The 22535-nt window shown below is 47.1% G+C and carries 23 protein-coding genes and 1 other annotated feature; of the genes, 3 read left to right on the forward strand and 20 right to left on the reverse strand.

Going from position 1 to position 22535, the window contains the following annotated elements; all coding sequences use genetic code 11:
• The first annotated feature begins 27 nt into the window (after positions 1-27).
• Positions 28-1032, forward strand: a complete 1005-nt coding sequence (locus tag KNO66_RS04755) for a tyrosine-type recombinase/integrase (RefSeq protein ID WP_214740905.1) — start codon at positions 28-30, stop codon at positions 1030-1032.
• Positions 1033-1123: 91 nt separating this feature from the next.
• Here KNO66_RS04755 and metG read toward each other — a convergent pair whose 3' ends face one another.
• The 4 genes from metG to KNO66_RS04775 all read right to left on the reverse strand — a co-directional run bounded on the left by metG (position 1124) and on the right by KNO66_RS04775 (position 5314).
• Positions 1124-2767: a methionine--tRNA ligase gene (gene metG, locus KNO66_RS04760; RefSeq protein WP_214742382.1), complete on the reverse strand. Its 1644-nt coding sequence runs from the start codon at positions 2765-2767 to the stop codon at positions 1124-1126.
• A gap of 62 nt (positions 2768-2829) precedes the next feature.
• Positions 2830-3101 (reverse strand) — a binding site (T-box leader).
• A gap of 51 nt (positions 3102-3152) precedes the next feature.
• A complete protein-coding gene (locus tag KNO66_RS04765; protein WP_214740906.1) occupies positions 3153-3713 on the reverse strand; it encodes a histidine phosphatase family protein in 561 nt (186 codons plus the stop codon).
• A 43-nt stretch (positions 3714-3756) separates the two neighbouring features.
• The gene (locus KNO66_RS04770; protein ID WP_214740908.1) at positions 3757-4350 is read right to left on the reverse strand and encodes a GNAT family N-acetyltransferase; all 594 of its coding nucleotides are present in this window, start codon (positions 4348-4350) and stop codon (positions 3757-3759) included.
• A gap of 19 nt (positions 4351-4369) precedes the next feature.
• A complete protein-coding gene (locus KNO66_RS04775) occupies positions 4370-5314 on the reverse strand; it encodes an alcohol dehydrogenase catalytic domain-containing protein (protein ID WP_214740910.1) in 945 nt (314 codons plus the stop codon).
• Between the two features lie 157 nt (positions 5315-5471).
• On the opposite strand from KNO66_RS04775, the gene KNO66_RS04780 reads away from it, so the two are divergent.
• The gene (locus tag KNO66_RS04780) at positions 5472-6629 is read left to right on the forward strand and encodes an MFS transporter (RefSeq protein WP_214740912.1); all 1158 of its coding nucleotides are present in this window, start codon (positions 5472-5474) and stop codon (positions 6627-6629) included.
• Between the two features lie 134 nt (positions 6630-6763).
• Complete coding sequence (locus KNO66_RS04785; RefSeq protein WP_214740914.1) at positions 6764-7312, forward strand: DUF4256 domain-containing protein; 549 nt, start codon at positions 6764-6766, stop codon at positions 7310-7312.
• A 26-nt stretch (positions 7313-7338) separates the two neighbouring features.
• On the opposite strand, the gene KNO66_RS04790 is transcribed toward KNO66_RS04785, so the two are convergent.
• From KNO66_RS04790 to KNO66_RS04865, 16 genes are all read right to left on the reverse strand, one after another.
• The gene (locus KNO66_RS04790; RefSeq protein ID WP_214740916.1) at positions 7339-7530 is read right to left on the reverse strand and encodes a hypothetical protein; all 192 of its coding nucleotides are present in this window, start codon (positions 7528-7530) and stop codon (positions 7339-7341) included.
• Positions 7531-8000: 470 nt separating this feature from the next.
• Positions 8001-9182 (reverse strand): glycine C-acetyltransferase, encoded by a 1182-nt coding sequence (locus tag KNO66_RS04795; protein ID WP_214740918.1) that lies wholly within the window; start codon positions 9180-9182, stop codon positions 8001-8003.
• Positions 9183-9195: 13 nt separating this feature from the next.
• Positions 9196-10272, reverse strand: coding sequence for an L-threonine 3-dehydrogenase (gene tdh / locus KNO66_RS04800; RefSeq protein WP_214740920.1), 1077 nt, complete (start codon positions 10270-10272; stop codon positions 9196-9198).
• Positions 10273-10394: 122 nt separating this feature from the next.
• Entirely contained in the window at positions 10395-11015 is a 621-nt protein-coding gene (locus tag KNO66_RS04805; RefSeq protein WP_214740922.1) for a histidine phosphatase family protein, read from the reverse strand.
• A 90-nt stretch (positions 11016-11105) separates the two neighbouring features.
• Positions 11106-11366: a stage V sporulation protein S gene (locus KNO66_RS04810; RefSeq protein WP_012726477.1), complete on the reverse strand. Its 261-nt coding sequence runs from the start codon at positions 11364-11366 to the stop codon at positions 11106-11108.
• 26 nt (positions 11367-11392) lie between these two features.
• On the reverse strand, positions 11393-12187 hold the full coding sequence (locus tag KNO66_RS04815) for a TIGR00282 family metallophosphoesterase (protein WP_214740924.1): 795 nt from the start codon (positions 12185-12187) through the stop codon (positions 11393-11395).
• A 48-nt stretch (positions 12188-12235) separates the two neighbouring features.
• Complete coding sequence (rny, locus tag KNO66_RS04820) at positions 12236-13798, reverse strand: ribonuclease Y (RefSeq protein ID WP_483299182.1); 1563 nt, start codon at positions 13796-13798, stop codon at positions 12236-12238.
• Between the two features lie 188 nt (positions 13799-13986).
• Positions 13987-15036, reverse strand: coding sequence for a recombinase RecA (recA, locus tag KNO66_RS04825; protein WP_012726480.1), 1050 nt, complete (start codon positions 15034-15036; stop codon positions 13987-13989).
• Between the two features lie 76 nt (positions 15037-15112).
• Positions 15113-16339 carry a competence/damage-inducible protein A gene (locus KNO66_RS04830; protein ID WP_214740928.1) on the reverse strand — a complete coding sequence of 409 codons (1227 nt, stop codon included), beginning with the start codon at positions 16337-16339 and terminating at the stop codon, positions 15113-15115.
• A gap of 62 nt (positions 16340-16401) precedes the next feature.
• Positions 16402-16980, reverse strand: coding sequence for a CDP-diacylglycerol--glycerol-3-phosphate 3-phosphatidyltransferase (gene pgsA, locus KNO66_RS04835; RefSeq protein WP_214740930.1), 579 nt, complete (start codon positions 16978-16980; stop codon positions 16402-16404).
• Positions 16981-17012: 32 nt separating this feature from the next.
• On the reverse strand, positions 17013-17864 hold the full coding sequence (locus tag KNO66_RS04840) for a helix-turn-helix domain-containing protein (protein ID WP_251127344.1): 852 nt from the start codon (positions 17862-17864) through the stop codon (positions 17013-17015).
• A gap of 48 nt (positions 17865-17912) precedes the next feature.
• Positions 17913-18689 carry a YmfK family protein gene (locus KNO66_RS04845; protein WP_012726484.1) on the reverse strand — a complete coding sequence of 259 codons (777 nt, stop codon included), beginning with the start codon at positions 18687-18689 and terminating at the stop codon, positions 17913-17915.
• A gap of 89 nt (positions 18690-18778) precedes the next feature.
• The gene (ymfI, locus tag KNO66_RS04850) at positions 18779-19474 is read right to left on the reverse strand and encodes an elongation factor P 5-aminopentanone reductase (protein ID WP_214740934.1); all 696 of its coding nucleotides are present in this window, start codon (positions 19472-19474) and stop codon (positions 18779-18781) included.
• Entirely contained in the window at positions 19471-20730 is a 1260-nt protein-coding gene (yfmH, locus tag KNO66_RS04855) for an EF-P 5-aminopentanol modification-associated protein YfmH (protein WP_214740936.1), read from the reverse strand. Before yfmH ends, ymfI begins: the two co-directional genes overlap by 4 nt.
• A complete protein-coding gene (gene yfmF, locus KNO66_RS04860) occupies positions 20727-21965 on the reverse strand; it encodes an EF-P 5-aminopentanol modification-associated protein YfmF (RefSeq protein WP_214740938.1) in 1239 nt (412 codons plus the stop codon). Before yfmF ends, yfmH begins: the two co-directional genes overlap by 4 nt.
• 7 nt (positions 21966-21972) lie before the next feature.
• Positions 21973-22524: a cob(I)yrinic acid a,c-diamide adenosyltransferase gene (locus KNO66_RS04865; protein ID WP_214740940.1), complete on the reverse strand. Its 552-nt coding sequence runs from the start codon at positions 22522-22524 to the stop codon at positions 21973-21975.
• Positions 22525-22535 lie beyond the last annotated feature (11 nt).

Consider the following 22535-nt stretch of genomic DNA (forward strand, 5'->3'; position numbering starts at 1 on the left):
AGGATAAAAGAAGAAGGAGGCTCGACCATGACGAAACGTAGAAAAGACTATCCGCTCCCGGAATTTATTGAAACCTATCTTTATCATCTCGGCGCCAGCGGTCGTCAACCCTCGACGCTTAAACGATATCGCTACGACTTGATCGACGTGCATAAATACTTTCACGACCACAACGTCGAACTGAACGAACCGACAGACTGGTTAGACGTTCCGCTCGAATCGTGGAAGACATTCGTGAATGACTTCTTAATAGAAGAGAAGCACTATCAACAGGCGACCGTCGCACGAATCGTCACGGTCATCAATAGCCTGACCCACTTTTTAAATCCACTTCGTAAAAAGATGCTTGCCTATTCGCAACCGGCACATACGTTGACAATCGACCAAGTCGCACTCGAATCTGAATTTGACCGACTCGTTCAAACGATTCGTTCGACGAGAGGACTGAGCGAGAATCAATTGCAAGCGCATCCATATCTCGTCAATCGGAACGAAATGATCGTGACGCTCTTCTATAAATATGGATTGCGCGTCCATCACATCATTCGTTTGCGAATGAGCGACTTGCATCTGGCTGATCACACCTTCGACGTGTATGACCGTCTCGGAAACCGGTTCACGTTGAAGCTCTCGCAGGAAGACCAATCGTTACTCATGAATTATTTGGCTGATATCCCGACTCCGGTGCGGCCACGCTGGTACTCTGAAGACCCCGTCTTCGTCTCATTTGATTTCGCCCGAATGACGTTCCGCTGGGTATATGCGAAGAATCAACCGAAGCAACTGACGATTGTCATGATCACGAAAATGATGCGGCAATTGAACGAACGGAGTGGACTTGCGCGCTCCGTCACTCCATCGATGCTTCGAAACGCCCACGTGTTAAAGACATATGCGGAAGATATGACACCATCCGATCGAATGAATATCACCTGTATGCATAAAGAGTCTTCCCTTCGCCGTTACGAACAGGCTTATGAAGAGTTTGGAACTGAACTGTTCGAGTCAGACGAAAGACCCGCCCTCTCGTGAAGGACGGGTCTTGTTTTGTCCGTTTATAAGTGTTATCGAAATTTGGCATAAAGGACACTCATAAATAATTAATGATTATTCCGATTCTACTTTATTTGGCTTCTATCGCATGCTGAAATAGTCTTTCCCTTTCATCGTCAATTTGACGGGTATCGATTCTTGTAAATAATGGACCGTCATATTGAAGAATCGAAGATTTCACTTTCAATACCTCCCACCCTTCCTTGTCCACCTCTATTGCATCTCGTATTTTTTGACTCGAAAATGGTAAGAACGGCTTTAATACATTACCAAAATTCACGATTAAAAACGTACAGTTCGCTAACGTTTGTCTGCAGTCCGCTGGGTTTTCCTTAATCGTTTTCCATGGTTGCGTTTGATCAAAATATTTGTTCGAAAATCGAATCGCTTCAAAAATCAATTCCAGCGCTTGTTTAAAATTCGTATCTTCGATTAACTGACCTACTTCTGCATATAAGTTGCTAATCCGTTCTTCAATCTCACTTGAAATATTTTCGTTCGGAATGAGATTTTCAAAAGATTTCTCGATAAATTTTAATGTTCGATTCACGAAGTTCCCGTAGGCCCCTAAGAGTTCTGCATTGTGACTATATATGAACTCCTTCCATGAAAAATCTGCATCCCGATTTTCAGGTGCATTGATCGTTAAGAAATAGCGAATAGAGTCTGGATCATATCGTTCTAACATATCAGGAAGCCACACTGCCCAATTTTTACTTGTTGAGAGCTTTCTTTTTTCTAGCGTCAGATATTCGTTAGATACGATATGAGTCGGGAGTGCTTTGTCTCCAAGAGCCTCTAAAATCGCTGGCCAGATGATGGAATGAAACGGGATGTTATCTTTTCCATGAACGTAATAAGCTCGAGTTGAGTTGGACCAGAAAGAAGCCTCATCAGCTCCTACTGATTGTGCCCACAATCGACTTGCTGAGAAATATCCTGAAACCGCCTCAATCCATACATATACCTTTTTCTCTTCATATCCAATAATTGGAACATTCACACCGATAGATAAATCACGTGATACCGCACGGTCGTGAAGACCTTCTTGTAAGTAACGCTTCGTCAAAGAAATCGCATTCTCTCTCCATAACGATTGACGGTCCGCATATTCCGTATATTTCTCAAGAAATTTTTGAAACGAACTCAATGATAAGTAAAAATGTTCAGTTGAGCGCGTGGACGGTTTGTTCAAGCAATGCTTACATCGAGGTTCCAATAAATCTAAGGGTTCCAAAATTGTTGAGCAGTGATCACATTGATCGCCACGAGAGGAACCATGACATACCGGACAAGTACCTTCAACATAGCGATCCGGTAAGAATTGCTTACATGTTTCACAATAGGCTTGTTCCACTTCTTTTTTATAAATAAAACCTTTTGAGTAGAGTTCAGTAAATATGTCTTGTACCACTTCATGATGCTGGGGATGATCGGTACGTGCATACACATCATAAGAGAAACCTAAAGATGAATAACACGCTACGAACTCATCGTGGTATCGGTCAGCAATTTCCGTAACCGATACACCTTCTTGTTTAGCACGAACAGTGATTGGTGTTCCGTTACAATCACTTCCTGAAACATATAGAACGTCCTCCCCTTTACTCCGATAATATCTTGCTAAGATATCACCTGAAAGTAGGCTAGAAATATGCCCTAAATGCAATGAACCATTTGCATAAACCCAAGCACCACCAATAAATATACTCATTCTTAAATCCTCTCCCATCCTTAAAATTGAAAAAACCTCGCCCTCAACTGTCAATTACAACAGTTAAGGGCGAGGTTTGAATTCTCGCGGTACCACCTTAATTCGCAATCTGATTCACATCAGATGCCTCTACAAGTACTGTGTATCATGCTATACACGAATACCGTGACATGGATAACGGATGCCAAATCCCGTCGCCTCCTACTTGTGAATCCGCACGTTCAGGACGAAGCTCAGAGACCATTTTCAAACGAGTGTCTTTTACCTTTTCTCAGCTTACAAGGTTCTCTGTATAAAAACGAACTCGATTTACTTTTCTCTTCAACGCATTTTCATATAGTTATACGTATCTTAGTCTTACCAGTTATCAGTAGTCAATAGATTTCTAACCTTGAGGTTTATATAACTTATCGACACTCATCAATGTGTCGTTCTCAAAAGTCGCTTTATAGAGGTCCGGCATGTCGAGTTCTTTCCAAAACTCATATCCATATCGCGCATCAAAGTAATTCAAGATGAGAACCATGATATTTCCATGTGTGCCGAGCACCACTTTTTTCCCTTCGTACATACGGAGCAGTGATTGTAGAGCCTCTATTCCTCTAGCTTGAGCCTGAACGTTCGATTCTCCACCTTCCCATGCGAACGACGGGTTCTGCCAAACGGTTTCCATGGCACTTTTAAAATCTTTAGCCGGTGCTGAAGTCAAGGTTCGCTCTCTTAAATCATCCATCACTACAATGTCTTGTTCAAGATAATCCGCGATGCCTTGGACGGTTTGAACGGCTCGTTTGTAAGGGCTCGAAGTCACAATATCGATTCCCTCACCGATTAGGAGATTCGTAATTTCAGCAACATCCCGCATCCCACTTTCAGATAACGGTCTAGCGAATTCATCTGGTGTAAAGGTAGAATGTGCATGCCTGACAAAGTATATAGTTGTCATCTAGTAGTCCCCTTTTTAAAATACGTATCTTTCTCGTCGTTGTTTACATACGATTCCCAGTCTCATCATAAGCTTTAGAGTGATGATTTAGCTGCAAATATTCATGTCGCAACAACCCGTAGACGACATGATCGACGTAACGGTCATATAGCCATTCCGCATCCCGAATGACCCCTTCTTCTGTAAAACCGAATCGTTCCGGAAGTGCTCGACTCTTCGAATTCTCTGTCGCGACTCGGATCTCAATCTTATTTAGTTTAAGATCTTTGAAGCCATACTCGATGAGTGTCTCGAGTGCTTGACTCATGATCCCTTTCCCTTGAAACTCTTGTCCGAGCCAATACCCGATTGTGCCACATTGGATTCCGCGATCGATTTCGTTAAATCCAATTGTTCCAGCCAGTTGACCTTTATACATCAATGCGAAAGACTTCGGAAATCCACCCGTTTCAATCAATCCTTTGATACGTCCTTCAATATTCTTCCTTGAGTCTTCAACTGTTTCAATATAATCGAGCCAACCAAGCCACTCTCGAAGGTATGGCTTCGATGCAATTGTCAGCTTGAATAATGCGTCCGCATCGTCTGTATTGAACATTCTCAGTGTGATATCGCCATTTAGTTTATATTCCAGCATGTAGATTCATCCTTATCATTTATATTTTTTTCAATTCACTTTCATATGTTACTGCAATTTTCAATGGGTTAATGGTCCGTTCGCTTAGTTTTTCAAATGTATCAATCAAGCTATATTGATCAATGTCCAACTCAAATACCTTTTTTACGTATGGTGTTTGTCGGCTCGCTTCAAAATACCAGCTGAAATGTTCACTGTAATCCCAACCATCACTAGACCCGACGATATGTAGTTCTTTTTCGTAAAATTGAGATTGAAGCACTAACTCTTCTCGATTGCCGTCTGATAAGATACAGATCGACCCATTCGGCTTAACGGCTTGTTGAAGGTTGATGAATCCATCATTGCGAGCCGAACATTCAATGCCGTAATCATAGAAGCTCTCCTTCATCTCGTTCGAGGAATACACCCGGCCAACACCAAACGTATGAGCTAGTTCTTTTCGATTCGAATCTGGCTCAATCGCATCAATCATTGTTACACCATAATAGGTTCGTAGATAATAGGTGGCAAGTAACCCCATCGTCCCCAAACCAGACACAATGACCGAGTCGCTAGAGGATGGTGCTAACTTTCTAACCCCTTTTGCTGCATCGCAAGACAAAATCGCTAACAATGCTGTTTTATAATCCACTTCTGGCGGAACGTAAAACGCTTTTTGTTCAGAGACAATTCCGTATGTTTGTTGTCCATAGAAAGCGATTACCCGATCTCCGATATTGAGCGAAGTCACACCTTCCCCTCTATTTACAATGATCCCATAACTCTCATATCCCACTTTACGAGGGTAGACCGGACTTGAGTCTGTCAAATCCGTTTCTTCATATTGGGGAAGCTCTGCACCAATGCTAATGGCAGTGGCGATGGTTTTAATTAAAACCTGATCCGTCTCAAGAGTTGATATTCGTGTTTCAGCCCACTCCAATTCCTTCTTACCTACTAGTTTCAAAGCTTGTTGAATCATTCCATCCTCCTGTTATGACAATTTCACCCATATGACAAGTTTACAGAATTCATCAAATTTTGTATAATTATTTTTATATCATTTTATGAAGAGGTGAAAATATGTAATAACGATTCGTCCAACCCACCCAATTGAATAGATTCGGAGGAGATTTGTGATGAAATCGTTTTACACATTGCTCGTTAGCCAATGGCTCGCAAATATTGGCGATGTCCTATACATTGTCGCGCTCATTGCCCTGCTGTATCAACAAACTGGGTCCGCTCTCATGGCGGCCAGCTTCCCGATTGCCGTGACTGCCGGTATGACACTCAGCGGACTCTTTTTCGCCCGTGTCCTCAGTCGCTACTCGCTAGGGAAAACGCTCGTCCTGTCACAACTGATGAAGACGATCAGCCTAGTTCTCGTCCTCTTTACGGATTCGATTCTTGTTCTCGCGCTCGTCATGATTATTGCATTCCTCGATGGGTTCGCGAGTCCGATTCAAGCGTCATTTATCCCAAGATTGACGACGAATCGTCAACAAGCGAACAGCCTCGTTCAAGGTTCCAATCAGTTCATCCAACTTGCGATGTGGCCGCTCGGGACGATGCTTGTCTCTCTCACGTCGAGCGCCATTGCGTTAATCGTGTCACTCGTCCTGTTCAGCCTTTCGACGATTGTGTCGATTTACTTCTATCAATCGCTTACGGAAGACATTGTTGATGATGGAACGGATGAATCGATTACCTTACGCGTTAGCCTCGCTTATGTAAGAACGTCACCATTCGCTCGTCGTGTGACCTGGTTTGTGGCGTATGAATCATTTGTCAGCACGCTCTGGATTTCAGCGTTGCTTCTCGTCTATCTCGAGCGACATCTGCAAGTCGATACAGGCTGGTGGGGAACGCTTAACGCATCATTTTTGATTAGCATGATTGCGGCGAGTGCCTATCTTTATCGGTCTCGAAGAGCACCCTCGCTACCGTCGACTGCCATCCTATCCATTGTCGCCGCCATCTTATTCGGTATGACCGCGCATCTCGCGTTCGCAATTTTGGCGTTAGTGATCCAAGGGGCAGCCACACAAATTCGCATCATCCAAACGAACACCGTCATTCAAGAACAAATCCCGACTGCACAGCTTCCTTATGTATATAGTGTGCAGCAAACGGGCTATGCCTTCGCATTCAGTGTGGGAAGCTTGGTGTTTGGTCTTCTTGCGGATGGGCTACCGATTGATTCGGTATACCTTCTCGGTGCACTCTTGACCCTTCCGTTGATCTGGATTGGGCGATTGACCGAACAGTCCATTTTGACCGCATCTTCTGTATAAACAAGAGGCGCCTTCTCTAAGAGAGAGGGCGCCTTATTTAAATGATTCCAAATTCCCCATTTTCACAATAAATAAGACAAACAATAGCGCTTCATATCATATACTTAAAGAAACAAGTGATCGGAGTGATTCCCATGTCGAAGCTTTCAAACGAAGAAACCCTCGAATTACTTAATACCCTCGAGTCTCGTTTCACTGAAAACGTTGAACGACATTCTGACGTCGTCTGGTCAGACATATCGGAGCGTATTCAAATTGATCAGGATAAGTTGACCTCACTCGCCTTGATGGAAGAGACCGGCGGAGAACCAGACGTGATTCGACTCCCTAACGGAGACCTCGCTTTTTGCGACTGTTCAGCCGAGAGTCCGAGTGGTCGCCGAAGCCTCTGTTATGATGAGCCGGCGCTCGAAGCACGTAAAAAGAATAAGCCAGTCGGAAGCGCGCTCGCCTTATCTGAACAGATGGGAATCAGCCTTCTCGATGAAGAAACGTACCGTCACTTACAAACGCTCGGGGCATTCGACTTGAAAACGTCGAGTTGGATTCAGACACCGGATGTTATTCGTCAAAAAGGTGGCGCCCTGTTTTGCGACCGTCGTTATGATCACATCTTCGTCTACCACAACGGTGCAGATTCTTATTATGCCGCTCGAGGATTTAGAGGAATGGTCACGATCTAAGCAAGGCATTGCGCCTTGCTTCTTTTTTATTGAAAGAACCAACTCAAGACTTTCGGAATATAGATGATGAAAAATAAGCCGACAGGAATCACTGCGAAAAGCCTTAATATCCACGTATATTTACCCTTGAACTTCCTGAAGTAGAACAGCAACGCACCGAACGTAATCGCATTCGCTGTCAAATTCGGTTCTTCTATCTTGTTCTCCATCCATTGCATGAAAAAAACCTTCCATCCAGGAAAAGATTCGAGGGCGAACGACTCACTGAAACTCGGTGTAAGGTTGTATTTCAGCCTCACAAACCAGGCTCCTATATAGACAGAGATGAATAAGAGCGCGTAGCACATCAGTACAACATTCCACAATTTCTCTTTCCAACCTTCACTCCGAAAGTACAAGACATACATCACAATCAAGACACTAAAGATCACATTTATAATGAATGGTGGTGAAATCGTCAGAATCGAAAACGTTTTTCGATCTAACACCATCCCCACTTGAAATATCTCTTGCTGAAACATATCCTTTCCTCATTTCTGATATGTAATCACAAAACAAAATTACGGTAATTGAAATATTAAAAAATCCGTTATACTTTGATTTACTCTATCTGTGTCCTATCTGAATATACTCGATTTCACGTGCAAATCCACTAAAAAACTGCAGACAGATCGTCTGCAGTTCTCGTTTATGCGTGTAATGTCACATTCAACTCTTCCGCGACCGTTTTGAACGCTTCGAGTGCCCGTTCGAGGTCATCTCGCGTATGTTCCGCTGTAACGATAGTCCGAATACGGGCTTTCCCGCGCTCGACCGTCGGGAAGGCGATACTCTGTGCGAATACGCCATGTCCCTTCAACTTGTCCGAGAATGTATGTGCAAGCGTCTCTTCACCGAGCATGACCGGTGTGATCGGTGTCGTCGCATGTCCGATATCAAAACCGAGGTCACGAAGACCGTTCTTGAAGAATTCTGTGTTCGCCCACAGCTTGTCGAACAACTCTTCTTCCTCTTTCATGACACGGATCGCTTCACGGTTCGCCGCTACGACTGCCGGTGGATGTGATGTCGAGAAGAGGAACGGGCGACCTTTGTGGATCAAGTAATCGCGTACGTCTTGTGAACAGGCGACATAGCCACCTAATACCCCAATCGCTTTCGAGAGCGTCCCGACCTGTAGCGCGACACGACCGTCAAGACCGAAATGGTTGACCGTTCCACGCCCGTTCTTCCCGAGGACGCCGGATGCGTGGGCATCATCAACCATGACCGCAGCGTCATACTTCTCTGCGAGTTCGACGATGGCAGGAAGCGGTGCGATATTCCCATCCATCGAGAAGACGCCATCCGTCACGACGAGACGTGTGCGATAGTCCTGCGTCTCTTTCAACGCCTTCTCCAAATCTTCAAGGTCAACGTGCTTATAGATGCGACGTGCCGCTTTCGTGAGGCGAATCCCATCGATGATTGATGCATGGTTGAGGGCATCACTGATGACGACATCTTCTGGTCCGAGAAGTGCAGACAAGACCCCGAGGTTCGTCGCGAATCCTGATTGGAAGACGAGTGAGGCTTCCGTATGTTTGAACTCCGCGAGTTCGCGCTCGAACGCTTCGTGCATCTCGAACGTCCCTGCAATCGTACGGACCGATCCTGTTCCTGCACCGTACTCTTCGACCGCTTCAATCGCCGCCTGCTTCAAGCGCGGGTGGTTCGCGAGTCCGAGATAGTTGTTTGACGACAGTTGGACGAGTGACTTCCCATCGATTGTCACTTCATTCCCTTGTGCTGATTCGAGCGGGACGAGCTTACGGAACGTCCCCTGTTCTTTCATCTCATTGATTGCTTCTGTAATATGTTCAAATGCCATGATGTTTCCCCCTTTAAGGTATTAAGACGACCTTTCCACATTTCCCTGCCCGCATGAGTTCGAACCCTTTTTCGAACTCTTCGAGCTTGAAGACGTGCGTGATGATCGGTTCGACGTTCAACTGACCCGTCGCAAGCATCGTCGAGACTTGGCTCCACGTTTCATACATCTTGCGGCCCGTGATCCCTTGGACGCGGACGCCTTTAAAGACGACGTCCCGCGTGAGGTCGATAGCGACCGGACGAGCCGGGAGTGACAAGACGTTGACGTCCCCACCTGCCGTGACCATCTTGAATGCTTGATCGATCGCAATCGGGTGTCCGCTCATCTCGCAGACGACATCGATCCCGTCTCCGTCGGTCTCACGCTCGATCAACTCGAGCGGATTCTCCTCTAAACTGTTGATGACGACATCTGCCCCCATCTCTTCGGCGAGTTTTAAGCGATATGGATTGACATCAATCGCATAGACACGACTCGCCCCTGCCGCTTTGGCGACGCCGACCGCCATGAGTCCGATCGGTCCACAACCGACGATGGCGACCGATTTGGCCGACACGTCACTTGCCAATACCGTATGGACCGCATTCCCGAGTGGTTCTTGAATCGAGGCAAGTTTCGCTGGCATCGACTCCGGGTTCACCCATAGATTTTCTTCAGGCATGACGACATATTCTGCGAAGCAACCTTGTGTGTCCACACCGATGATTTTTGTGTTCTTACAGATGTGGTACTGCCCGCGCAAACATTGTTTACACTGATGACAGACGATATGCGTCTCAGCAGACACCATCTGTCCGACTTTGATTCGCTTCGTCCCTTCTCCGAGCGCCACGACTTCCCCCGAAAACTCATGACCAAATACGTATGGTGGTTTGACGCGGCTCTGTGACCATTCATCCCATTCATAGATGTGGACATCGGTCCCGCAAATCGATGTCGCTTTGACTTGAATGAGTACTTCTCCAGGTCCTGGTGTCGGAACTGGTACGTCGACCAGTTTTGCCCCAAACCCGGCCGTGTGTTTTTGAATCGCTTTCATTACTGGTGTCGTTGATTCCGTCTCTTTGGTTGACACAAGTTGTTCCATTGAAAACGTCCCCCTCTTGTCTCTTATGATCGAACGATACGTTCCTTATCATCTTGTCATAAAATGACGAAACTGAGAAGATGCATCATGATTTTTTTATGACATTCTTCTGAGAGTTCGTCTTAGCACGTCTCACTTAACTGATGTGAGATATCACCAATCGCCACTTCCTTATATTGATTGTTCGAATACTGAATCACTGTCAAGCTCGTCCCTTCAATCTCATCATCAAACCACAACTCAGATATATTTGCTTCCCTGATTTCTCGTAAGATCGCTTGAATGACCATTCCGTGTGTCACAACCAGAACATTGCCACTCATATTCGCTTGAATGATATGTTGCATTGCAGATGAAACCCGATTCGTGAATGTCAACATGGCTTCTCCATGATTCAACCGATGATCATATTGACTCGGATTTGACCAAAATGTTTCAAATACATCCATTCGTTCGATTTCGTCTTCCGCCTTCCCTTCCCAGACACCAAATGAAATTTCATCCAACTCATCTAAGATATGTACCGGTGAATCTAATGATACGTCCATCGCTTCTAAAGTTTGAATGGCTCTACCACTGGGGCTCACATACACGGTCTCAAAAGCAATCGTTTGAAGTCGGTTTCCTAACTTTTCCGCATTCAAGACACCCTCGCTTGTTAACGGCGAATTTTGCCGGCCTTGTAAACGTCTTGCTTTATTCCACTCTGTTTGTCCATGCCTGACGACATACAACGTTAACATCTTAATCTCCCTTTCCTCTCTACATTAAAAAGAGGAGCCATCCGCGCCGATGGCTCCTCTTCACAAGAATAGGACCTATGTCCCGACCGCTCATCGTGGCTCTATGATGAGCTTAATGGCAGTACGTTCCTCTCCGTCAATCATAATATCAGTAAAGGCCGGAATGCAAATCAAATCGAGACCACTTGGCGCGACGAAGCCTCGGGCAATCGCGACGGCTTTGATGGACTGATTCAGCGCACCTGCCCCGATTGCCTGTATCTCACACGTTCCTTTTTCACGTAGCACACCCGCTAAAGCACCCGCAACGGAGTTAGGGTTCGATTTTGCCGAAACTTTGAGTACGTCCATTCTTGTTTCCCCCTCGGGTAGGTTGTTCAATCAAACCAGACGGTCTGATCATCTAGGTGTATTCGTTCGATTTTTGTCGCTCGTTTCGTCTGATCATCGATTGTAATGAAAACTCCATTAAGTTGTTCCCGTCCCTCGGCAACTTCAAACCGAACTGGGAGTTGTGTCATAAATTTTTTTAAAACAGTCGACGCATCCATCCCAAGCACCCCGTCTAGTGGACCGGTCATGCCGACGTCTGTAATGTAGGCAGTGCCGTTCGGTAGGACACGCTCGTCTGCCGTCTGCACGTGTGTATGTGTCCCGACGACGGCTTGAGCGCGTCCGTCGAGATGATAGCCCATAGCGATTTTCTCACTTGTCGCCTCGGCGTGGACATCGACAAAAATCGCATCGACCTCATCCCGTACTTCTTCGACGAGACGGTCTACCGTACGGAATGGGCAATCAAGAGACGGCAAGAAGACATTTCCCATGACGTTGATCACGGCCAATTTCTTTCCGTTTTGTTTCAACTTCATCATCCCGACCCCAGGTGTCCCGTCTGGATAGTTAGCCGGACGGACAATCCGGTCGGCGTCGTCGATCCAATCAAAGATGTCACGGTTGTCCCACGTGTGGTTCCCCATCGTCACCCCGTGAAAGCCGAGTTCTAAAAATTGTTGATAGATTTTTTTCGTGAGACCCCGACCGTTCGCCGCGTTCTCGCCATTGACGAGCATGAACGTCGGGTTGTATTTGTCTTTCAAGCGACTAATTTGTTTCGTTAATATATCACGGCCGGGTTTCCCGACCACATCACCGATAAATAAAATTTTCATATAAAATTCTCCCTCAAACAGAAAAAGCGGAGAAATTCTCCGCTTCGTTTACTTCGCATAATCGACGGAACGTGTTTCACGAATGACCGTCACTTTAATTTGTCCAGGATAGTCGAGTTCATCCTCGATTCGCTTACAAATATCGCGTGCCATCTTACCGGCGACGACATCGTCGACGACATCAGGGCGAACGATGATTCGGACTTCTCGTCCTGCTTGAATCGCATACGATTTTTCGACGCCTTCAAACGACTCACAGATTGATTCGAGACGTTCAAGACGACGGATGTAGCTTTCAAGCGTCTCTTGGCGAGCTCCAGGACGCGCTGCCGATAGGGCATCAGCCGCCGCCACAAGGACAGCAATCGTCGATGTCGCCTCGACGTCCCCGTGGTGGGAAGCAATCGAGTTGATGACGACCGGATGTTCTTTGTACTTCGTCGCAAGTTCTACACCGATTTCAACGTGACTACCTTCGACTTCGTGGTCGATCGCTTTACCGATGTCGTGTAAGAGTCCTGCCCGTTTCGCGAGCGTGACGTCCTCCCCGAGTTCGGCTGCCATCATCCCGGCAAGGTGAGCCACCTCGACCGAGTGAGACAAGACGTTTTGACCGTAACTTGTACGGTAGCGCATACGACCGAGTGTCTTGACGAGATCTGGATGGAGTCCATGAATGCCGGCTTCAAACGTTGCTTCTTCTCCGTACTCACGAATTCGTTCATCCACTTCACGGCGAGACTTCTCCACCATCTCTTCAATGCGAGCTGGGTGAATTCGACCGTCTTGAACGAGTTTTTCAAGCGTCATCTTCGCGATTTCACGACGAACCGGGTCAAATCCTGACAAGATGACAGCTTCTGGCGTGTCATCGATGATGAGGTCAATCCCAGTCAACGTTTCAAGCGTCCGGATATTACGCCCTTCGCGACCGATAATGCGACCTTTCATCTCGTCACTCGGTAAGTTGACAACGGATACCGTCGTTTCGGCGACATGTTCAGCAGCATATCGTTGCATCGTGAGAGATAAGAGGTGTTTCGCTTTTTTATCCGCTTCTTGTTTTGCTTTTTGCTCGATTTCTTTTTGAAGGAGAGCAGCATCGTGAAGCGCTTCCTGCTTCGCTTCGTCCATGATGATGGTACGTGCTTCATCTTTCGAGAGGGATGCCACGCGTACAAGTTCTTGGCGTGCCTCTTCGTATAACTCCTCCACTTTGCTTTCGAGCATTTCTGCTTCACGCTTGCGTTTTTCGAGTCCTCGTTCCTGTTCATCTAGTGAATCTTCTTTCCGCTCGAGCATGTCTGCTTTGCGGTCGAGAAGCTCTTCTTTTTGAACGAGGCGATTCTCTTTTACTTTCTGGTCTTCGCGACGTTCACGTAATTCTTGTTCCGTCTCATTACGAAGTTGAATCATCTCTTCTTTTACTTCAAGCCGTGCTTCTTTTTGCATCGCTTCCGATTGTTGTTTTGCTTGCTCTACAATCTTAGTCGCTTCCGTCTCGGCACCTTGAATCTTCGCTTCGGCGATCGATTTACGCACAAAAAAACCTGCAACAAAAGCTATCGGCAAAAGGAGGATCAGAATAAGCCAGTATAGCCATTCCATCATGTTCACCTCCCTTTCGCAAGGTTATTTTATTTTTTTAATAAGTGAGATACACGGGCTAGCCCGCGCATAACTTTATTGTACTTATTTAAGAGGGAGAATGCAATGCACGGACAGGATAGAACTACCAATTGCCTAAAAAATTATACTAAAAAAATCTCACTCGAAAGAATTCGAGTGAGACGATGTGCTTATTCGTCATCGAGAAGCGAGAGGACTTCGTCGTCTTCACCTTCAACCGTGACCGTTTTTTCGCCGTTCAATCCATAGTGATCACGAATTTGTTGTTCAACTTCAGCCGCGATCGCTGGATTTTCTTTCATGTATTGCTTGGCGTTTTCACGACCTTGACCAAGACGTTCTTCATTGAACGAGTACCAAGCTCCGCTCTTTTGAACGATGTCGAGGTCGGCACCGATATCGATGAGTTCCCCTTCACGTGAGATCCCCTCACCGTACATGATATCGACTTCCGCCGTTTTGAACGGTGGCGCGATCTTGTTTTTTACAATCTTGATCTTCGTACGGTTCCCGACCATATCTTGACCTTGTTTGAGTGTCTCCGCACGACGAACTTCAAGACGTACAGATGAGTAGAATTTCAAGGCGCGGCCACCAGGAGTCGTTTCTGGGTTACCGAACATGATCCCGATTTTCTCGCGAATTTGGTTGATGAAGATGACAATCGTTTTCGATTTGTTCGTCGCACCAGACAACTTACGAAGTGCCTGTGACATCAAACGAGCTTGAAGACCGACGTGCGAGTCTCCCATTTCCCCTTCAATTTCGGCTTTCGGTACGAGTGCCGCGACCGAGTCGACGACGAGGATATCGACCGCTCCTGAACGAACGAGGGCTTCTGCGATTTCAAGGGCTTGTTCCCCAGTGTCTGGCTGTGAAAGAAGCAACTCGTCGATATTGACTCCAAGGTTTTTAGCATACTTTGGATCGAGCGCATGCTCGGCATCAACGAATGCTGCTTGACCGCCACGCTTTTGAACTTCCGCAATCGCATGAAGCGCTACAGTTGTCTTACCAGAAGATTCCGGTCCGTATACTTCGATGACACGACCACGTGGATATCCACCTGCTCCGAGTGCGACGTCAAGGGCGATTGACCCTGAAGGGATGACCGATACTTGCTGGTCTGTATTTTCACCAAGGCGCATGATTGAGCCTTTACCGAATTGTTTCTCAATTTGGCGTAATGCCATTTCTAACGCTTGTTTACGATCACTCATAGATAAATGAGCCTCCTTTAATTGATACTCTTATTATACGTGAACATTTCATGATACACAAGTTTTTTACGAACATTTATTCGCCTTTTTTCATTTGTTGAATGAGCGTCCATAATCCATCCTTTGCAGCTCGCATGCGGATGATATTCCGTTCTTGATGGGGGTAATTCCGTTCGATGACCTCAATTCCGTCCGGTGTCTTCACTCCGATGTAGACCGTACCGACCGGACGACCTGAATTCGATGTCGGTCCCGCCTCACCAGTAAAAGATAGAGCATAGTCGGCATGTGTCCCCTTGGACAATCCGCTCACCATCTCATAGGCTACTTCTTTTGAGACGACCGAATGTTGTTCAATTGTATCAAGAGAGACCCCTAAATACCTATTTTTTAGCTCATTCGAATACGTCACGACTCCCCCTAGAAAAACAGCTGACGCACCAGGTGTCGATGTAATCATTGACTGAACTTCACCACCGGTCAACGACTCGGCAACAGCGAGCGTCTGATTCAAACGTGACAATGATTGAATGAGATGTGATGCGATTGTTTCATCGTCAGAACCGAAGTAGTACGAGCCGACCCGTCTCAGAATTTCGGTCTTCACTTCTTCAATCATCTGGCGTGCGGTCGCTTCGTCCGTCGCACGGGCACTAATTCGAAGCCTTGCCTCGCCCGTCTCGGCATAAGGGGCGACGGTCGGATTCGAACCGTCCAATAAGTCTTTCACGGCATCGTCGAGAGCGGATTCCCCGATCTCATAAAAGCGTAACGATTCCGAGACGAGTGTCGCACCTGAGAGTTTCTTTGGAAACGTAGCCTCGACCAATGCCTTCATCTCTCGTGGCACGCCCGGTAAAAGCATCCATGTCGTCTCCCCGTCAATCCACATCCCCGGAGCAAGTCCAACTGGATTTTGTAGCACATCGGCACCGCTAAGCACATCGGCTTGACGAGCATCCCCGTCATTCATCTCCCGGTCGCGTGACAGAAGGAATCGTTGAATCGTTTCATACGCTTCCATATCCCTTACGATTGGACGTTCGAGTAAGTCTGAAAGGACCGTTTTTGTGACGTCATCTGCCGTCGGTCCGAGTCCTCCCGTGACAATGACAAAGTCGGAACGGCGACGGGCGGTATCGAAAATCTCTTTCATTCGTGCCGCGTTATCCCCGACAACTTGATGATACAAGACTGGCACGCCGTACTTCGACAGTTGTTCTGATATGTAACTCGCATTCGTATTGACGATTTCCCCTAAGAGCAACTCGCTTCCTACCGCAATGATTTCGGCTCGTTTCATCTCAATTCCTCCTCGACTTCAAAAAAAAGACGAGCTAGATCAACCAACTCGTCTCTGTCGACTTACATCGACTTCACAATAATTTTATAGTTTTGTGCGAAATACTCGGCACCCGAATAAATTGTCAGGGCAAGGGCCAACCACATCGCCCACTCACCGAACGGAATGCCGACATAGCTGAAAATCGGATTACCGAACAGTAAGAAGATGATCGCAAAAAGTTGCACCCACGTCTTTGCTTTTCCAGACTTTCCGGCCGCGACGACAATTCCTTCATCGGCAGCGACGAGGCGTAAGCCCGTGACCGCGAATTCACGTGACAAAATCACGACGACGACCCACGCTGCGACGAGATCCATCTCCACAAGCAACACGAGTGCTGCCGTGACGAGCAATTTGTCTGCGAGCGGGTCCATAAATTTACCAAAGTTCGTGACTAAGTTATGCTTACGTGCCAAATGACCGTCCAACCAGTCCGTAATGGCCGCAATGGTAAAAATCACACCAGCAATGAATTGGTGAACAGGGACATCGGCACCTAAAAAGGCAATGCTTCCCCAATCAAAATCAACAGCGAGTAAGACGACGAATACGGGGATCAAGACCACGCGTAGCATCGTCAATCGGTTAGGTAGGTTCATGTAGAACGCCTCCTCTTAGAAGGAGAGTCGACTTATTCGGCGTCGACTCTCTTTACAAAAATATTTTGTGTGACCGGAGACTCTTGAAGCTCGAGCTCACGACCGTTGACGACGATTTTCTCAACGCCTGCAATGAGTCCGATTCGAATACGAAGCGTGTCCGTCTCGGCGTCTTCAATGACGATCGGGTTCTGTTTCGACTGGTTCGGATACTCCGGTGCAAGGAAAGCCCCTTCTAACGACGTATCACGAACACCAACATAGGAAGCAGGTGAATCTTTTACATAAATCTCAGTCGAAAGTTTATCACTTGTCGCGAGTTCATATGTGATGTCTGCTCCGTTCGATTCGGTTACCGCAATCGGACCAGATTCCGCTGGCGGTTCTTCTTCGGCAGGTGTTTCTTCAGCAGGTTCTTCTTCGGCTGGCTCATCTGACGGGACATCTTTATTTTGATCGACCGTGACCCCTGAACTTGGCGGTTCGGCCGGACTGGCATCCTGACCACCAAAATCGATGCTTCTCACTGCAAAATAAACGGCCGTGATGAGCAAGAACACCGTGAGGGCGAGAAGCACTTTCGGGACCCAACGCGAGACTCGACTCGTCGACTCTGAAGCTTTTGAATACGTCTTCTTCCGAGAAAGTTGAACGGTTGGCTGTGCCTCGATGACCGGTAAATCTTTAGCATACGTCTCATACAGTTCATCCACATCAAGACCGAGCGACTCCGCATACGTTTTGATGAACGCCCGTGCATAGAAAGAGCCAGGGAGATTTTTGTAATCACCTTCCTCAATCGCGATGATATAGCGTTTTTGAATCTTTGTCGTCTGCTGGATTTGGTCGAGCGTCAATCCGCTCTCTTCACGCTTTTGTTTCAAAAAAGTCCCTAGTTCTGTCACAGGGGTCCACACCTTCCATTCACATAATTATTCAAACCATTCTGACTCACGATGCGTTTCTTGTGGGATGATTATCGTTTCATCCGGATTGTTTCTCAATTCAATAATATAATCAAAGTCTTCATACACGCAATCGGTGTTTCGGACATATAGGTCAGGGTGTTCGATGACTTTCACAGCAGGCAACCGCATGACTTCACGGATGAGCTGTCGATGTCGCTCATCCATCGTACGGGTAGAGACAGCACCATCGATTATGTATACGTGATCGCCTTCCCGCTCCTCTTCAAACAAGGAGGTCCGAACGGTCTGTTTCATCAATGTCGAGGATAAAAACAACCATCGTTTGTTCGCACATACACTTGCTGCGACAATCGATTCTGTCTTTCCGACACGCGGATTACCGCGTACCCCAATCAACAAATGACGTTCTTCCTTCATCAGTTCTGCGACGAAATCCACGAGGATTCCTAGGTCCTCTCGGACGAAGCGGAACGTCTTCTTGTCATCACTGTCATGATCGATATACCGACCATGCCGAATCGCAATCCTGTCCCGCAACTTCGGACGGCGCAATTTAATGACGGCGATGGCTTCCATTCGCTTTAAAATATGCTCGAGACGATGGACGTGATCAGCAGCCGGAGCTTTAAGCAACATCCCGCGACGCTGAAGATCGACCCCATTGATGGTCACGATGGAGATTTGGAGCATTCCCATGAGAGACGCGATGTCTCCGAGGATACCCGGTCGATTTTGACACAATTCATATTCGAGATACCACTCTTCGAATTTATGTTCCATCCCCAACCATCCTTTCGAGCGAGTTCGCTACCTAGCCTATTTTAAATTATTTTAGAAGAATTGAAAAGAACAGGTTTGTGCGGATACAATCATTGCCATCCGCCATCGATGCGTAACACGGCGCCTGTCATATACGAGGCATCTGATGAACATAAGAATCGGATTGTCTTGGCCACATCCTCAACATCCCCAAGACGACCAAGCGGAATGTCATCCGTCACCATTTGTTTCGTCTCTTCTACCGTATCATTCATCGGCGTATCAATCCACCCTGGGGTCACCGCATTGATTCGAACATTGAACGGTCCCGCCTCTCGCGCGAACGATTTGACAAAGCCAAGCTGTGCCGCTTTGACGGTCGAATAAAACACCTCAGCCGCCGCTCCAACTTCTCCCCATACACTAGAGACGATCACGATGTCGAGTTGACGGGCATACGGTTTTTTCGCAACGACAGACTGAATGAGTCGCACCATGGCGCGAACATGTACTTCATAAAGAAGGTCGAGTTCACTGATTGATTGGTCAACAACTAGACCATGTTGTGCGTGACCCGCCACATAAACGATGCGATCGACGATATCGATAGAGGATACCCATTCCTCAACGGCGATTCGGTCAGACAGGTCGCAGGTGATCAGTTCGGCTTGTACCTTTTCCGTCTCAATCAATCGCGCAAGTCGATCACGACCTTGATTCGCATGTAAGATTAGCTCGTCGTCACGAAAAGCGAGCGAGACGGCGCGACCAATGGCACCGCTCGCTCCAACAATCAACGTCTTCATGGTTTTTTGACGATGCATACCGTTCGTTGTTCAGTACGGAACAATCGACTGTACGCTTCGTATAGCTCATCTCGTGTGATGGCATCGATCAAGTTCGGAATATCAAACAGATTCCCATCATTCAGCGCATAGCGAGAAAATTGATTAGCGATGAACTCTGGTGAATTCAAAGCTTTTAAAAATTGCCCTTGCATCATGCGTTTCTTCCGGTCCAGTGTCTCTTGAGTGAGTTGAAGGGGACGTTCCAACGCCTCTGTCACCCGTCCTACAAACGTCTCAACTTCAGGTGTCTCCATTGACAAGGCGGCGAAGGCGAACGTTTCTTCTGACGTGTAGTCGAACGAGAAGGCATCATCAATCAAGCCTTCCGCGTACAGTTCTGTATAGAGTGGCGCTGTCGTGTCGAAGAGGGCATGCATGAGCAGCTCCACTGTCAACTCTTGCTTGAGGCCCGCTTCCCCTGCTTGCGGGACATCTTTATACCCAATCATGACTTTCGGTACAGAGACATCCATTTCGATGATGCGTTCTGACAGACGAACCGTTAGCGGTTCATCAATCGATTCACGGGTACGTAACGTCGGTTCGTCAAATGATTTGGCGGACTGATTGTTCTGAATGAGTTCGAGCATGTCATCCGGCCCGATATTCCCGACAACGAACAGTACCATGTTGCTCGGATGATAGAACGCTTGATGACAAGTATATAAATCTTCCGCAGTGATTTCAGCGATCGATTCGATTGTCCCGGCGATATCAATCTTGACAGGATGCGTCTCGTACATCGCATCAATCAAACCGAAATACAATCGCCATCCCGGGTTGTCTTGATACATTTGAATCTCTTGTCCGATGATTCCTTTTTCTTTCTCCACTGACTCTTTCGTGAAGTAAGGAGTCTGGACGAAGTCAAGAAGCGTTTGCACGTTCTCTTTGACATTCGATGTGGCACCGAACAAGTAAGCCGTCCGCGTGAAGGAAGTGAAGGCGTTCGCTGACGCCCCTTGACGACCAAATTGTTGAAAGACGTCACCGTCCTCCTTCTCGAACATCTTATGTTCTAAGAAATGGGCGATACCATCGGGAACCTCTACCCAGTCCTCTAGTTTGAAGCGCCGGTCAATCGAGCCATATTTGGTCGTAAACGTCGCAAACGTTTTTTCATATCCGATTTTTTTCAGTAAGTAAACGGAGAGGCCATTTTCGAGAACATGATGATGTAAGGTCTCCCCGACATTAGGAAAATCTAATTTCATGCTTCTCCTCCTTTCAAGCAATACACGGCTTCGAGCTCAATTTCTTTTGCAAGGGCGACGACTTGATCTCGCGTCGTATTTTCAATGATCGCCATCTCTTCATCTAAAGAGAATGGGCGAATGTCTGACCCACTCATCCAGCCAATCAATTGACGTGGACTGTCTCCGAGTTGACGACGTTGATGGAACAACATTTCTTTCGTCTGTTGTAACGTCTCATCTTCAAACTCCCCTGCCTGTAATGCCTTCAATTGTTCCTCGATGATCTGTTCGGTCTTTTGCTGGTTCAACGCATCGATGCCGGCATAGACGAACAATTTCCGACTTAGGGAGCTGTATTGAGAGGCGGCATAGTACGCCAAACTCTCCTTTTCTCGGACGTTCATGAACAGTTTCGAGTGAGGGAATCCGCCGAATAGTCCATTCAGGACCTGCATGCGAATCGCATCTTCGGTCCTTGGATCGACATCAAGGGCATAAGCGAGATGAAGCTTACTTTGTTTAATATCTTGATGTTCTTCTAAACGTTTGAACTCTGCCCGACTTGCTTCAGGTAACAGACGCGAGCGACGTGTGCCGAGAGGTTCTAATGGTTCGAAGGCCAGTTCGACTTGCTCACGGCTGACGTCACCGACGACATAGATGTCAACACGATCGTTTTGAATCATCGACTCATAAGCCTCATACAACGACTTTGGTGTTACGTGGTCGAGTTGTTCGAGCGTACCGAGTGACGGAATCGCAAGCTCTCCTCCAAGCATCTCTTGCAAACGCTGTTGGGCGAAGCGCATTTTGTCATCATAGACCGATTCGATGCGTTGACGCTGTAACCGACGCTCCTGCTCTACGATCAGTGGTTGAAATGCTCCATCATAGGCATTTGGACGAAGCAACACGTCTTCAAGTAACTTGATTGCCTGACTCAACACATCTTCTCCGACAAGATGATCGTTGACGACTTCAAGTTGGAATTGGATGACATGTTCTTTACCGATTTTAGATGCTCCCGCGTACAAATTCGTATCAAACAAATCTTCTAGCGGTGTGTGAAACAACTCGATGGACGGATACGTCGCCGTCGACTTCTCCATGATGAATGGGAGCAATGCCCGATCTGCAACCGTCTCTGCCGACAACGGTGCGGCGAATGACACGAGACATGTCGTCGTTTTAAATTTTTTGGTCGGATAGACCGAATAGTGCAATTGATGTTGGAACTGAACGATCCCTTTCATCAGCCGATCACTCCTTTTTTCGTTTTGGTTGAAACACGGCAGCGCCGCGTGCATATTCTTGGTCCGGCACCCCTGCCACGACATTCGCGTAACGGGCGACTGTAAATAAGTAATCACTCAAGCGGTTAAAGTAAGGCAACTGCCGGTCAGCGACACCGAGAGCCGCTAAGTCACGCTCGACCCGGCGACAGACGGCGCGAGCCACATGTAAGCTAGATGCGGCAACACTGCCACCCGGAAGGATGAAGCGCACGAGTTCTGGACAAGACTCTTCCCACTCATCCATCCAGCGTTCGAGCTCCGTCACAATCGATAAATCGACCGTTTTCGGAGGTTCTTCCGTATACATCAGTTCCGAACCAAGGTCGAACAAATCATGCTGGATCTTCGTCAATTGTTCTCGAAGTGTCGCATCCTCCTGATGAGCGATGGCGAGCCCAATCTGACTATTCAATTCGTCAAGATGACCCATCGCTTCGATTTGAGGATGATGCTTCTCGACCCGACTCCCAATCAATGAGGTCTCACCGGTGTCACCGGTACGTGTATATCGTTTCATTCGTCTCCCCC

Source organism: Exiguobacterium sp. s48 (assembly GCF_018617395.1).
GTDB lineage: Bacteria > Bacillota > Bacilli > Exiguobacteriales > Exiguobacteriaceae > Exiguobacterium.